The sequence below is a fragment of the Gordonia aquimaris genome (genome assembly GCF_026262595.1).
Lineage (GTDB): Bacteria > Actinomycetota > Actinomycetes > Mycobacteriales > Mycobacteriaceae > Gordonia > Gordonia tangerina.
The window spans coordinates 34,042-46,953 of record NZ_JAPKFM010000002.1; the positions used below are offsets into that span (position 1 = coordinate 34,042).

Here is a 12,912-nt window from a genome sequence, read left to right on the forward strand (position 1 = left end):
AAGTAAGGTTGGCCTGTTGTTCACCCGTCCCGACTCGAAGGAGTAACCGACCATGGCCGCGATCGTGCTGATCGGCGCCCAATGGGGTGACGAGGGCAAAGGCAAGGCGACCGACCTCCTGGGCGGGAAGCTGCAATGGGTTGTCCGCTACCAGGGCGGCAACAATGCCGGTCACACGGTGGTGCTGCCGAACGGTGAGACCTTCGCTCTGCACTTGATCCCGTCGGGCATCCTCACCCCGGGAGTGAAGAACGTCATCGGTAACGGTGTCGTGGTGGATCCGGGGGTGCTGCTCACCGAGCTGGGTGGACTCGAAGACCGCGACATCGACACCTCGGGCCTGATGATCTCCGCGGATGCGCATCTGCTGATGCCGTACCACGTGGCGATCGACAAGGTCACCGAGCGTTTCCTCGGCAACAAGAAGATCGGGACCACCGGCCGGGGTATCGGGCCGTGCTATCAGGACAAGATCGCTCGTGTCGGCGTGCGGGCGGCCGACGTGCTGGACGAGAAGATCCTCGCCCAGAAGGTCGAGGCAGCGCTCGAGCTGAAGAATCAGATCCTGGTCAAGATCTACAACCGCCGCGCGCTCGAGCCGGCGCAGGTGGTCGATGAGGTGCTCGAGCAGGCCGAGGGCTTCAAACATCGGATCGCCGACACCCGGTTGCTGCTCAACAAGGCGCTCGAACGGGGCGAGACGGTGCTGTTGGAGGGGTCGCAGGGCACGCTGCTCGATGTCGACCACGGCACATATCCGTACGTGACGTCGTCGAACCCCACCTCGGGTGGTGCGGCGGTTGGCGCGGGAATCGGACCCAACAAGATCACCACCGTGTTGGGCATTCTGAAGGCGTACACGACGCGTGTCGGGTCGGGGCCGTTCCCGACCGAGCTGTTCGACGAGTGGGGTGCCTACCTCGCCAAGACCGGCGGAGAGGTCGGCGTCACCACGGGTCGGGCGCGGCGCTGCGGCTGGTTCGATGCGGTGATCGCGCGGTATGCGACCCGGGTCAACGGGATCACCGACTACTTCCTCACCAAGCTCGACGTGCTGTCCAGCCTGGACACGGTGCCGATCTGCGTGGCCTACGACGTCGACGGTGAGCGAGTCGAGGACATGCCGATGACGCAGACCGGTTTCCATCACGCCAAGCCGATCTACGAGGAGATGCCCGGCTGGTGGGAGGACATCTCCGGATGCACGACCTTCGAGGAACTGCCCAAGAATGCGCAGGACTACATTCTGCGTCTGGAAGATCTTGCCGGCGCACATATCTCGTGCATCGGGGTGGGACCGGGGCGCGATCAGACCATAGTGCGACGCGAGATCGTCTAGCTGCGTCATCGTCTAGGTGCGGTATCGGACGTCGAGTAACCGTCGAGGGGGCGGGATGGACCGGGGGAGTCGTGACTACGGATCGATCCTGCTCGGTTCGGCGTCTGAGGGCGGGTTCAAGCAGCGGGTTCGCATCCAGACCCTGCTGACGTCGTTCCTGTTGATCGCCAACCTGATCGGCGCGATTCTGGCGATCGCGTTGTCGGCGGTAGGGATTCCGGAGCCTTCGTTGTTCCAGTCGGAGCTGTGGTGGGTCAACTACATCGCGGTGCCGGTGTATGTGGCGGTGGCGTTTGTGGTGGGCACCGTGTTCGGCACCGTGGTGGTGGTGCGAGATCTGCAGTGGGCCATCCGGGATCGTCCGCCAACCGCCAAGGACGCCCGACGTGCGCAGCGCGCGCCCTGGCGACTGGTGTTCATCCAGGGTGCGTTGTGGGCGGCGGCAACCGTCATGTTCACCATCATGTACGGCGTTCTGGACCCGAATCTGATCCCGAAGATGTTCTTCGTGGTGGGGCTCAGCGGCATTGTGGTGGTCGCGATCTCCTACCTGCTCATCGAATTCGCGCTGCGGCCGGTGGCGGCCGAGGTGATCAGCGCCGGCTACCGGCGGCGTAAACGCAGTGGAGTCCGCTCGCGGTCGATCGTGTCGTGGATGGTGGGGTCAGCGATACCGATCATCGGCATCCTGCTGGTGGTGTTCTTCGGTGCTTTTCGGGATGACACGTCGAAACTCGATCTGTTCGTGGGTGTCACGGTGCTGGCCGTGATCGCGTTGTCGACAGGGTTGCTGCTGACGGTGCTGACCAGTATCAGTGTGACGGCGCCGATCCGGAGTGTGCGTACCGCGATGAACCGGGTGCAGAGCGGCCGGATCTCGGATGTCGATCTCGTCGTCTACGACGGCACCGAGCTCGGTGATCTGCAGGTGGGTTTCAACAGCATGGTGGGCGGATTGCGTGAGCGCGAACGCATGCGGGATCTGTTCGGCCGTCATGTGGGTCGCGATGTGGCCGAGGCGGCGTTGGCTCAGGACCCCGAGCTCGGCGGCGCCGAGCGCACTGTGGCGGTGGTGTTCGTCGACGTGATCGGATCCACGACGCTGGCGCAGGGGCGTAGTCCGAGCGAGGTCGTCGAGATCCTGAATAGGTTCTTCGCCGTGATCGTGGCAGCAGTGGAACGTGGTCAGGGGTTGGTGAACAAATTCGAAGGGGATGCGGTGCTCGCCATTTTCGGAGCTCCGCTCGAGATCGACGATCCGGCGGGTGCGGCTTTGATGGCGGCTCGCGACATCGCGAGCGGCCTGGCGCATGAGGTTCCGGACATCTCCGCGGGCATCGGCGTCAGCTACGGGACGGTGGTGGCCGGAAATGTGGGCGCCATCGAGCGATTCGAGTACACGGTGATCGGCGATCCGGTCAACGAGAGTGCGCGGTTGTCGGAGCTGGCCAAGCGCGATCCGCGCCGTCCGTTGGCTTCCGGACGGGCTGTGGATGCAGCCGCCGGTGAGGCGACGTCATGGGAACGGCAAGAAAGCACGACGCTTCGTGGACGCAGCGAAGAGACGGTGGTGTACGCGGCGCTGTAGCGCATGCGTCAGCGCGGATAGGTGACGATGACCTGTCCGGTGCGGGCGTTGCGCCAGGTGATGGTGCGGTCGGTGTGCATGGTCGGTATCCACGGCCCGTCGTGTTTGCGGTCGTGGTCGGGGCGGCATAGGGGTGCGAGGTTGAAGGCCACGGTCCAGCCACCGGCCAGCGGGTCGGCATGGCAGAACTTGAGCAGGTGGTCGAGTTCGCATTCCTCGGACGGTCGGCCGCAGTAGGGATAGCGGCAGCGTCGGTCGAGTTGGATGATCTCGGCCCGCAACGCGGCTGACGGTGTGTAGGTCAGTGCCCCCGGTGGTGGGGTGGTGAAACCGCCGTGCCCGGCGAGGTCGATGGGTGGGGCCGGTGTGCGGTTGCCGAAGATGATCAACCCGCTGGCGGTGCGGGTTTCGCTGGGGCGGGCGGTGACGGTCGTGGCGTGCGGTGCGATCCGTGCGGCGTGGGCCGGGTCGATGGCGCCGTACCCCATCAGGCGGGTGGGGTCGAGACCGGTGGGGTCGCGTAGCAGGGTCAGGCCGGGGACGATGAGGTCGGAGTCGGTGTCGGTGTCGGTGTCGGTGGGGTCGTCGTCACGGCCGTCGGTTACCTCGGCGTCTGCGGTGGTCTCGGCTTCTTCGGTATCGGTGGTGAGTTCGGCCTCTGCGGCCGTGGTGTCTTCGATGTCGGCGTCGGAGTCGTCGGTTGCTTCCGCATCGGCCACGTCGGTGTCGTGCTCGGCACGGGGTGCGGTGATGAAGTCGCGTCGCGGTTGCGGGGGCGCGACATGCTCAGCCTCGTCATCGGCGTCGATTCCGGTGTCGGATTGCCCACTCTCACCGTTGCTGTCGCCGTCGCCATCGATGTCGCTGTGATTGTCGATGTCGGCGAGGGTGATCGGCTGTTCTTCGGCCGCATCCGGCCCACCCATCGCGGGTTCGTCGACAGCCGAGTCGCTGACATTGCTGTCACCGGCACTCGGGGTGGGTGCTGTCGCGGGTGCCGGGTTGTTGGTGCGGGTCTGGCGGGCGGGGCAGGTGTCGTCGCCGCAGTGGCAGCGTAGTTTTGCGCCGGGGGCTTTGATGATTTCGGCGAACGCGGCGACGCGTTGGGCTTTAATGCTGCGTCCATCGCGGCGACACACCCGTCGGCTGATTAAGGCGCTGATGCGGTCGCGGAGGTGTACGCCGTGTTCGGCGGGGATGCAGGCATCGACGGTCATGTGCCCGAACGCTTCGTTACCGATCGTCACATCCCCGAACAGGTCGGCGATGTCATCGCGCGTCTGGGCGGCTCGATCGGGGTCGAGGCTGATGATGATGGCGTCGAGATCGTCTCGCAGGGCGGTGTCGGTGGTGGGTCGGCTGGCCAGATCGAGTACCACATCGTCGAAATCCCACGGCTCATCCTCGTCGTCATCGTCACCGGCGGGATCGTCGGTGGCGGCAGGGTCGGTCTCGGACGCAGCATCACCAGCGTCGTCGGAGCCCTCACCGTCGGTGCCGTCATCGTCGGTGTCGGGATCGAGGTCGGCTGCGGGGTCGTCGAGGTCGAGGGTGAGTTCCTCGTCGACATTGTCGGTGTCGGTATCGGTTTCGTCGGTGGTTTCGGCGTTGTCGGCGAGGTCTGCCAGTCGTGCTCGCAGGTCGCCGGTGGGGCCGGTGGCGGCGCCGCGGATGGCCACACCCAGCCGGTGGGGTCTCAGGTCGCCGGCGCGGAAGGCGTCACGGATCTTGGGGTGCTCGTCGAGTAGTTCGTCGAGACTGACCCATTCGCCGGCTTGACGTCGGGAAATACCCAACTGCAGTGAGATTTCGCCTTTCGCGGCTTTGTCGGCGGCGTTGCGGATTCGGTTCGGAACGAAATCGTTGTATCCGGCGAGGCGCTCGTTGTAGGTGGATTGCCCGATCTGGCGGGCGATCTGCATCGCGATGGCCTGGGCTTGATTACTCAACCGCAACAAATCGCGACCATGCTGCGCCAACTCATCGAGACTGCTGGAGGCCAGCAGAGCGTCGTCGGCGGCACGGTCGGTGAAGGTGAACACGAAACACTCCTTTCCGGCGAAGACGGTCTCTGAGGTCGGGATGGATTGGTGGGGAATCGAACTGCTGTCAGACTATCGGGACGGTCTGACAACTTTGAGGCGTTGCGCGCGGCCTGTGGATGGACTTGCTCGGTGAGGTGTTGGGTTCAGGATAGCGGTGGGGTGTGACAACTTTTGGTAAGTGAATACGGTTGCGTGGGTGGGCCCCTTCGTGACGCTTCCCTCGCAAGCTCGGACACTCCTCAGGGATCAGGGGGCGCGGCTTTGTAGGCTCGACCGCTACTCATGGTCAGAGGCTGCGCTCGTTCCTCGACTTGTTCCTTTGGGTCAGGGCGCTTCGCTTGTTCGTCGCTGCGCTCTTTGTGGCTCATGACAAAGCCCTTCCTTTCCGATTCTCTGATTCTCGGGAAACGTTGGTGGGGAATCGAACTGCTATCAGACTATCGGGTGGGTCTGACAACTTTGGTGCGCTGCAAGTGGGCTGTGGATGGACTTGTTCGGTGAGGTTGGGTTCAGGATGCCGGTGGGGTGTGACAACTTCGTGCGTGAGTGTGGTTGCGTGGGTGGACCCTTCGTGACGCGGCCTCGCACGCTCGGACGCTCCTCAGGGATCAGAAATGCGGCCTCGCAAGCTCGGCCGCTCCCCCGGGGTAGAAGGCAGGGGACGTTCCTCGCCCGCTTCCTACGCGGCGTCAGTCGGTGCCGCTCGTTGCATAAAGCCCGACCCGGAGAGGGACGATCGGGGATGATGGTCACCATGACATTCGCCCGGGGTGCGCAATCGGACGCTGATCGGCGCTGCGTCGAACTCGCGGCCATCGGGGCCGACATCAATGCCGACCCCGAGCCGCGGAACGGTGACCGCTCGGCGTGCGAGGAATGTACTCAACTCGGTGAACACCACTGGGCGCACCTACGGATCTGTCTGACGTGTGGTCATGTCGGGTGCTGCGACTCGAGCCCGCGGCGTCACGCGGCAGCCCACTTCGACGAGACAGGTCACTCGGTGATGCGGTCGGCCGAGCCCGGCGAGGTCTGGCGATGGTGCTATGTCCATCAGTCGACGGACTGATGCGGGGTGCGGGCCGCCGACGATGCGGGACCGACGCGATCTGTTAGCGGCCGTGCACTGAACTGCACGTAGGATCTGGTCATGACGTCAGACAGCGACAACGCTTCGCAGGCGTCGGCGCCGGCGGGCGGAGAGGCCGCGTCGGCGCCGGACGCACACGCTTCCACCCCGGCAGAACACGCGTCGGTGGAGCAACCGCCGGCCGATCAGAAGCCATCCGACGCACCGGCCGACCACCAGTCCCCTGATCGTGGCCCGGAGCAGCACGTTCCGGCCCCCGCGGTCGGCCCGCCCGCCGTGATCGGCACCCCGCTGAGCCCGTCAGCAACCAAGGTGATGGTGCTCGGCGCCGGCGAACTGGGCAAAGAGGTCATCATCGCGTTCCAGCGCCTCGGCGTCGAGGTGATCGCCGTCGACAGGTACGCAGACGCGCCGGGTCAGCAGGTCGCACACCATGCCGAGGTCATCGACATGACCGACGCCGCGGCACTCCTGGCGCTGATCGAGCGCTACCGCCCGCATTATGTGGTCCCGGAGATCGAGGCGATCGCGACCGAGGCCCTCATCGAGGTGGAGAAGCGGGCGCTCGCCGAGGTCATCCCGACCGCACACGCTGTGGTTGCCACCATGAACCGCGAAGGCATCCGGCGCCTCGCCGACGAGGAACTCGGACTGCCCACCTCGCCCTATCTGTTCGCATCGTCGGCGGAGGAGCTCGAGGCGGCGGTCGCCGAGATCGGCTTCCCCTGCGTGGTGAAACCGGTGATGTCGTCGTCGGGCAAGGGCCAGACCGTGGTGCGTGCACCCGCCGACATCGGCGGCGCCTGGCAGAACGCGACGACCGGCGCTCGCGTGCAAGGCGAGCGGGTCATCGTCGAGGGCTTCATCGAGTTCGACTACGAGATCACTCTGCTGACGGTCCGCGCGATCGATCCCGTCACCGGTCGCCTCGCCTCCCATTTCTGCGCACCGATCGGTCACCAGCAGGTCGGCGGCGACTACGTGGAGAGCTGGCAGCCGCACGAGATGTCCACCGACGCGCTGGCCGCGGCGACCTCCATCGCGGCCCGCATCGCCACCGCGATGGGCGACGGGAAGCTCGGCGGTCGAGGTATCTTCGGCGTCGAACTCTTCGTCCAAGGCGACGACGTCTACTTCTCCGAGGTCAGCCCGCGCCCGCACGACACCGGGTTGGTGACTCTCGCCACGCAACGCCTCTCCGAGTTCGAGATGCACGCGCGCGCCATCCTCGGCCTGCCCGTCGACGTCACGCTGGCCTCGCCAGGTGCGTCTGCGGTGATCTACGGTCAGCTCGACGAACCGGCCATCGGATTCGCCAACGTCGCTCGTGCGCTGGCCGTACCCGAAACCGACATCCGGCTGTTCGGCAAGCCGCAGAGCTTCCACCGGCGCCGCATGGGTGTCATCACCGCCACCGCCGACGATGTGGCCACGGCCCGCCAGCGCGCCGTCCAGGCGGCGTCGCTGGTGACGCCGGTGGCGGCGCGTCCCTTCGAACGGACTGTCCCCGAGCCGCTGGGTAACCCGCCGGTGCCGCCACCGCCCCGCCGTCCGGGGCCGCCGCCCGGTGCTCCGAATGTGCCGCCGCACGCCGGTCCACAGCAACAGCGCCCAGCTGGCTGGGCCTATCCGGCCGGACCGCGTCCGGCCGGCGCACCGCCGATTTCCGGGCAGCCGCCGCGCCCGGGCCCGGGTGGACGTCCGCCGCGGCCGACCCCGCCGGGACCGCCGCCCGGTGGCCCACGGCCCGGCCCACCGCCGCAGCGGGGGCCGCAACCACCACGCGGCGGCGCGCCCGGACGCCCCGTCGGGCCGCCGCCCGGACGGCCCGGTCCGCCGCCGGGACCCACCCCTCCACCGGCATCGCGTCCGGCCGGGCCCACGGCGAATCGCCAGGCCGACGAACCGTCGCGCGCCTCGGTCGACTGACCCCAACCGACGATGTCGCTGGGTGGGGAACTGCTCATCGGAGCGGTCATCCTGGTCGGTCTGCTGGGCATCGTCTTCCCGGTGCTGCCCGGAAGCATCCTGGTGGCGCTCGCGATCGGCGTGTGGGCGGTCGCGGTCGGTGGCTGGGCGTGGGGCATCTTCGCCGCCGCCGCGGCTGTCATCGTCATCGGTGAAGTGGTCAAGTATCTGGTCGCCGGACGGTCGTTGAAGGCCTCCGGTGTGCCGAACACCACCATCGCCGTCGGCGGGGTCCTCGGCATCATCGGGTTTTTCGTGATCCCGGTGATCGGACTGTTCATCGGCTTCGTCGTCGGCGCCATGATCGCCGAGCTGGTCCGCACCCGAAGCGCGCACGCCGCCTGGCGGGGCACCGTGTCGTCGGCGAAGGCCGCGGCCATCACCATCGGCATCGAGTTGTTCGCCGCGTTGCTCGGCACCGCGATCTGGCTTGTCGGGGCAGGGATCTGGTGACCCGGCCGGCTGCGGGGATCATCTCTGCCGCAACGCTGCTGCTGGTCGCCGGATTCGTCGACGCCATCGCCTTCATCTACCTGCAGGCAAACTTCGTGTCCTTCATGTCCGGCAACACCACCGTGATGGGTGTGTCGCCTAGCCTGGGGCACTGGTCAGATGTGGGGAAATGCGCCGGGCTGATCGCGCTGTTCTTCGCCGGTGTGTTCGTGGGCTCGGTCATCAACCGCACCCGCCGACGCCCCCGGGAATGGCTGCTGTGGACGGTGACGGGCACCATGGCTCTGGGTGCCACAGTTGCCGGCCTGCAACCGGATTCGTCGGGACAAGGCATCGCCGGGGCGGGCGTGACCGGCATGCTGGTGGTGGCGGTCGCGACCGGCATGATCAATGCGATCTTCGAACGGGACGCCGCGGTGCCCTACGGACTCACCTACGTCACCGGCACATTGGTACGTTCGGCTCGGCAACTCGCCGATACGGTGGTGACGCGCGGGGATCACACCGACGCTCCGCGTCGGGCGTGGCTGAAATCGCTGGGAATGTGGTCGCTGCTCGCCGTCGGCGCCGTCGGCGGGGGCTACGGCTTCCGATGGTTGACGTTGGCCGCGTTGTGGATTCCGGTAGTCGCACTGCTCGTCATGGCGCTCACGACCGCACTGGCGCGTGTCGTGAACCGAGCGGGATGATCATCGGCCCACCGGCGACCGGGTCCTCCATCACGTGGGCCTGGAGACCGAAGGCGTCCTCGAGGAGGTCGGCGGTGACGACGTCGTCGGGTCGACCCTGCGCGACGATCTGTCCCGCCCGCATCACGAACAGTGAATCGCTGTAGCGGGCAGCGAGATTGAGGTCGTGCAGCACCATCACCACGGTCTTGCCGTGCTCGGTGCGCAACGTGTGTACCAAATCGAGGATCTCCACGGAGTGCGCGAGATCGAGGTAGGTGGTCGGCTCGTCGAGCAACAGCAGATCGGTCTCCTGGGCCAGCGTCAGCGCGATCCACACCCGCTGTCGTTGTCCGCCGGACAACGCGTCGATGGGGCGGTCGGCGAGATCGGCGGTCTCGGTCTGCGCCAACGCCCGAGCCACCGCGGCTTCGTCCGCCGCGGTCGCCTGCTGATACCACCGCTGGTGCGGATGACGGCCGCGGATGACCAGGTCGGCGACGGTCAGACCTTCGGGCGCAACGGGATTCTGCGGCAGCAGACCCAGCGCACGGGCCACCGATTTCGGCCGCATCCGGTTGATGTCCTCGCCGTCGAGATAGACAGTGCCGGCGCGGGGCGGCAACAACCGCGACAACGCACGCAGCAACGTCGACTTCCCACATCCGTTGGGACCGATGATCGTGGTGATCTGGGCGTCGGGGATGGCGATGTCCAGATCGGTGATGACCGTCCGCTCGTCGTAGGCGACGCTGAGCCCTTCTGCACGCAGCCGACACCGCCCGTTGTTCGGGGAGGTGACGTCGGTGCCGAAACCGTTGGTCATACGGTGGCCTTTCGGGACATGGTGATCATGAGGTAGATGAGGAACGGTCCGCCGATCGCGGCGGTGACAATGCCCACCGGCAGGTTGCCGGGCAGCACCGTTCGGCACAGCAGGTCGCCGCCGAGGACCAGCATCGCGCCGATCAGTCCGGACGCCAGGGGCGTCGGCTGCGACGATCCGGTGAGTCGCAGGGCGATCTGCGGTGCGAGCAGCGCGACGAACGCGATCGGTCCGGCCGCCGACACGCACAGCGCGGTGACGAACACCGCGACCAGCAGCACCACTGCGGTGACCCGGCCGGCGTTCACACCGAGCCCGCGGGCGATCTCGGGTCCGAGGCCCAGCACACCGATCGGGCGCGACAACCCGAGCACCATGGTCACACCGACAGCCACCGCGATCAGCGACGGCCACACGTCGGTCCACGTCGCCTGCGACACCGACCCCACCAGCCAGGTCTGTGCGCGTGCGGCGTCGGCGATCTGCGCGCGGGTCAACATGTAGCTGGTGAGCGCCTGCAGCATCCAGGTGACGCCCACGCCGATGATGACCAGCCGGAACGGGTCGATCCCCGAATTCGCCCGCCGCCCCGGCCAGGCCAGGATGTACATTGCGATCGCCGTCGCGAAACCGCCGAGCAGGGCTGCCGTCGGGATGCCGAGGCCGGCGAGCCAGGCGCCCCAGCTGGTCGAGAACGCGATGGCCGCCACCGCGGCTGCGCTCGCCCCGGCGGTGATGCCGAGGATGTCGGGGGTCGCCAGCGGGTTGCGGGCGATCCGCTGGGTCAACGCGCCGGCCATGCCGAAGCCGAAGCCCACCAGCAGGGAGACGAGCGCGCGGGGCAGCGAGACGTCGAAGACCACCACGTTCTCGATGCGGGTTCCGCCGCCGAGCAGGACGCGCGCGACATCGAACGGCCCCATCGGGTAATCGCTGACACCGACGCTGAGCAGGAACAGCAGCACGGTGATCGCGGCGCCCACGAATCCCACCGTCAGCATGCGCGGCCGAATCACCCACGACGACGGTCCGATCCGCACAACGCGCCGGGTGGCCCGCCGCTGACCGGCGGTGGTCTGGTCGGGTTCGGGGGCCGGCGGCTGCGGCGCGACGTCGACGGTCATACGCTCACCAACTTCCGTCGACGCACCAGCGCGATCAGGAACGGCGCCCCGACCAGCGCGAGCACCACACCGACCTGGATCTCGCCGGGCCGGGCGATGACGCGGCCCAGGATGTCACACACCAAGATGAGGATCGCACCGAGCAACGCCGAGTAGGGCACTATCCAGCGATAGTCGGGGCCGACGATCGCGCGGGAGATGTGCGGGACCACCAGGCCGAGGAAGACGATGGGGCCGCAGGCGGCCGTCGCGGCACCGATGAGCAGCGTGATGGTGAGGATGCCGACGGATCGGATCAACACCACCCGCGAGCCCAGCGCCTTGGTCATGTCCTCGCCGAGGCTGAGCACGTTGAGGAAGTAGCCGCTGCCCAGCGCCAGGATCAGTCCGAGGACGATGAACGGCAGACTCGCCGAGAACACGTCGAGGCCGCGGCCGGTGGTGGCGCCGACGTTCCAGAACCGCCAGGCATCCAACGTGACGCTGTCGGTGAGCACGATTCCCGAAGTGATGGCGAGTAGCAGCGCCGACAGTCCGGTGCCGGCCAGCACCAGTGTCAGCGGGCTCGCACCGGACAACGCGGACAGGCCGAACACCGCACTCGCGGCGATCAGGGCGCCCAGCAGACCGAAGGCCATGTAGGCGATCGGACTCTGGATGCCGAGCACGTAAACGCCGACCACCACCGCGCACGCCGCGCCGGCGTTCACTCCCAACATGCCGGGATCGGCGAGCGGGTTGCGGGTGTGGCCCTGGGCCAGCGCGCCGGCCGCGCCGATCGCGAGGCCCACGATCAGGCCGAGCACCGTACGCGGGAAACGGAGGTCCCAGACGATGCCGTACACGTCGTCGGCGCCGGGCGGGGGAGTGGGCGATTCCAGCACCAGCCACGGCACCCCGTGGAAGTCGGCGAGGGCCAGATGTGGCCAGCCGCCGGCCTGGATCGCGTCGAGAACCTCGCTCAAGCCGAGTTGGCGGGTGCCGATGGCGACCGACGCGAGCAGCGCCACCACGAGAACCGCGGTGAGCAGCACAATCCCGGTCATTCGACGCACAAAGGGTTACCTTACCAACCTTTCCCGCCCCCGATGTCAGGGCCAAACGTTCCAATATCCGTTGTATAACGAATCACGCTCATGACTGTGAAGATGCTGAGCAGTGCGTAACGATTCGGCAGGCGCGGGCCGATAGTCACACCACACGTCGCAGAGACAACACGTCGCACGGACGTTGCGTCGACAGGCGCAACTCGTCGAGAAGTCGAAGCAGTCGAAAAGTCGAAGCAGTCGAGAAGACAACAGTCGAGAAGACAACAGAGGAGAGGGCGATGAGAGCATCACTCAAGCGTGCGGGGGCAGCCGTGCTGGCCACGGTCGGCATCGCGGCAGGTTCGCTGGCAGGCACTGCGCCGGCACAGGCCGCGACTCCGGGTGATCTGCAGATCCTGGGAGGCATCGAATGCCACTTCGGCCAGTGGGGCCAGCCGTGGAATCAGGCCTGGTACATGTACCGCTGGATGACCGTCCGCAACATCGGTGACACCACCATGCACAACGTCATCCTCAACGAGATCAACGGCGCGTCGGTGCGCGTCAAGGAACTCAAGCCGGGTGAGTCGATGTCCAAGTGGAACGGTAACCGCTGGGTCCGTCCGATCGAGACCCGTTGGTTCGGCTGCTTCCCGTCGTCGATCTCCGGCTTCACCTTCGCCAACGAGGCCGAGAACCTGACCAACAACTTCGGCTACTGGCAGAACTTCCGCCGGATGGACAACCCGGGCCAGCAGACCCCGCCCACCGGTAGCTAGGTCT

The 12,912-nt window shown here is 66.9% G+C and carries 11 protein-coding genes; 7 read left to right on the forward strand and 4 right to left on the reverse strand.

Features of this window, described 5'->3' with window-relative positions; translation table 11 throughout:
• Positions 1 to 52: 52 nt before the first annotated feature.
• Together OSB52_RS02045 and OSB52_RS02050 are read left to right on the forward strand one after the other, a co-directional pair.
• Complete coding sequence (locus OSB52_RS02045) at positions 53 to 1,339, forward strand: adenylosuccinate synthase (RefSeq protein WP_235724453.1); 1,287 nt, start codon at positions 53 to 55, stop codon at positions 1,337 to 1,339.
• Positions 1,340 to 1,394: 55 nt separating this feature from the next.
• A complete protein-coding gene (locus OSB52_RS02050; protein WP_266059925.1) occupies positions 1,395 to 2,927 on the forward strand; it encodes an adenylate/guanylate cyclase domain-containing protein in 1,533 nt (510 codons plus the stop codon).
• Positions 2,928 to 2,935: 8 nt separating this feature from the next.
• On the opposite strand, the gene OSB52_RS02055 is transcribed toward OSB52_RS02050, so the two are convergent.
• The gene (locus tag OSB52_RS02055) at positions 2,936 to 4,969 is read right to left on the reverse strand and encodes an HNH endonuclease signature motif containing protein (protein ID WP_266059926.1); all 2,034 of its coding nucleotides are present in this window, start codon (positions 4,967 to 4,969) and stop codon (positions 2,936 to 2,938) included.
• A gap of 757 nt (positions 4,970 to 5,726) precedes the next feature.
• Here OSB52_RS02055 and OSB52_RS02060 point away from each other — a divergent pair.
• The 4 genes from OSB52_RS02060 (at position 5,727) to OSB52_RS02075 (ending at position 9,172) form a co-directional block, all read left to right on the forward strand.
• Positions 5,727 to 6,041: a UBP-type zinc finger domain-containing protein gene (locus OSB52_RS02060; RefSeq protein WP_235724456.1), complete on the forward strand. Its 315-nt coding sequence runs from the start codon at positions 5,727 to 5,729 to the stop codon at positions 6,039 to 6,041.
• An 81-nt stretch (positions 6,042 to 6,122) separates the two neighbouring features.
• Complete coding sequence (gene purT / locus OSB52_RS02065) at positions 6,123 to 7,991, forward strand: formate-dependent phosphoribosylglycinamide formyltransferase (RefSeq protein ID WP_266059927.1); 1,869 nt, start codon at positions 6,123 to 6,125, stop codon at positions 7,989 to 7,991.
• Between the two features lie 12 nt (positions 7,992 to 8,003).
• Positions 8,004 to 8,483, forward strand: coding sequence for a DUF456 domain-containing protein (locus OSB52_RS02070; RefSeq protein WP_235724458.1), 480 nt, complete (start codon positions 8,004 to 8,006; stop codon positions 8,481 to 8,483).
• A complete protein-coding gene (locus OSB52_RS02075) occupies positions 8,480 to 9,172 on the forward strand; it encodes a YoaK family protein (protein WP_266059928.1) in 693 nt (230 codons plus the stop codon). Before OSB52_RS02070 ends, OSB52_RS02075 begins: the two co-directional genes overlap by 4 nt.
• On the opposite strand, the gene OSB52_RS02080 is transcribed toward OSB52_RS02075, so the two are convergent.
• The 3 genes from OSB52_RS02080 to OSB52_RS02090 are packed head-to-tail and all read right to left on the reverse strand — an operon-like array spanning position 9,132 to position 12,147.
• Positions 9,132 to 9,977: an ABC transporter ATP-binding protein gene (locus OSB52_RS02080; RefSeq protein WP_266059929.1), complete on the reverse strand. Its 846-nt coding sequence runs from the start codon at positions 9,975 to 9,977 to the stop codon at positions 9,132 to 9,134. The genes OSB52_RS02075 and OSB52_RS02080 overlap by 41 nt on opposite strands.
• On the reverse strand, positions 9,974 to 11,101 hold the full coding sequence (locus OSB52_RS02085) for a FecCD family ABC transporter permease (protein ID WP_266059930.1): 1,128 nt from the start codon (positions 11,099 to 11,101) through the stop codon (positions 9,974 to 9,976). Before OSB52_RS02085 ends, OSB52_RS02080 begins: the two co-directional genes overlap by 4 nt.
• On the reverse strand, positions 11,098 to 12,147 hold the full coding sequence (locus tag OSB52_RS02090) for a FecCD family ABC transporter permease (protein WP_235724462.1): 1,050 nt from the start codon (positions 12,145 to 12,147) through the stop codon (positions 11,098 to 11,100). The genes OSB52_RS02085 and OSB52_RS02090 overlap by 4 nt, the downstream gene beginning before the upstream one ends.
• A gap of 281 nt (positions 12,148 to 12,428) precedes the next feature.
• On the opposite strand from OSB52_RS02090, the gene OSB52_RS02095 reads away from it, so the two are divergent.
• Positions 12,429 to 12,908 carry a hypothetical protein gene (locus tag OSB52_RS02095; protein ID WP_235724463.1) on the forward strand — a complete coding sequence of 160 codons (480 nt, stop codon included), beginning with the start codon at positions 12,429 to 12,431 and terminating at the stop codon, positions 12,906 to 12,908.
• Positions 12,909 to 12,912: the final 4 nt, after the last annotated feature.

Coding starts and splice junctions, on each gene's coding strand:
- OSB52_RS02080 (WP_266059929.1), bottom strand. CDS start 9,977: ATGACCAACGGTTTCGGCACCGACGTCACCTCCCCGAACAACGGGCGG.
- OSB52_RS02050 (WP_266059925.1), top strand. CDS start 1,395: ATGGACCGGGGGAGTCGTGACTACGGATCGATCCTGCTCGGTTCGGCG.
- purT (WP_266059927.1), top strand. CDS start 6,123: ATGACGTCAGACAGCGACAACGCTTCGCAGGCGTCGGCGCCGGCGGGC.
- OSB52_RS02045 (WP_235724453.1), top strand. CDS start 53: ATGGCCGCGATCGTGCTGATCGGCGCCCAATGGGGTGACGAGGGCAAA.
- OSB52_RS02070 (WP_235724458.1), top strand. CDS start 8,004: ATGTCGCTGGGTGGGGAACTGCTCATCGGAGCGGTCATCCTGGTCGGT.
- OSB52_RS02095 (WP_235724463.1), top strand. CDS start 12,429: ATGAGAGCATCACTCAAGCGTGCGGGGGCAGCCGTGCTGGCCACGGTC.
- OSB52_RS02060 (WP_235724456.1), top strand. CDS start 5,727: ATGACATTCGCCCGGGGTGCGCAATCGGACGCTGATCGGCGCTGCGTC.
- OSB52_RS02090 (WP_235724462.1), bottom strand. CDS start 12,147: ATGACCGGGATTGTGCTGCTCACCGCGGTTCTCGTGGTGGCGCTGCTC.
- OSB52_RS02085 (WP_266059930.1), bottom strand. CDS start 11,101: ATGACCGTCGACGTCGCGCCGCAGCCGCCGGCCCCCGAACCCGACCAG.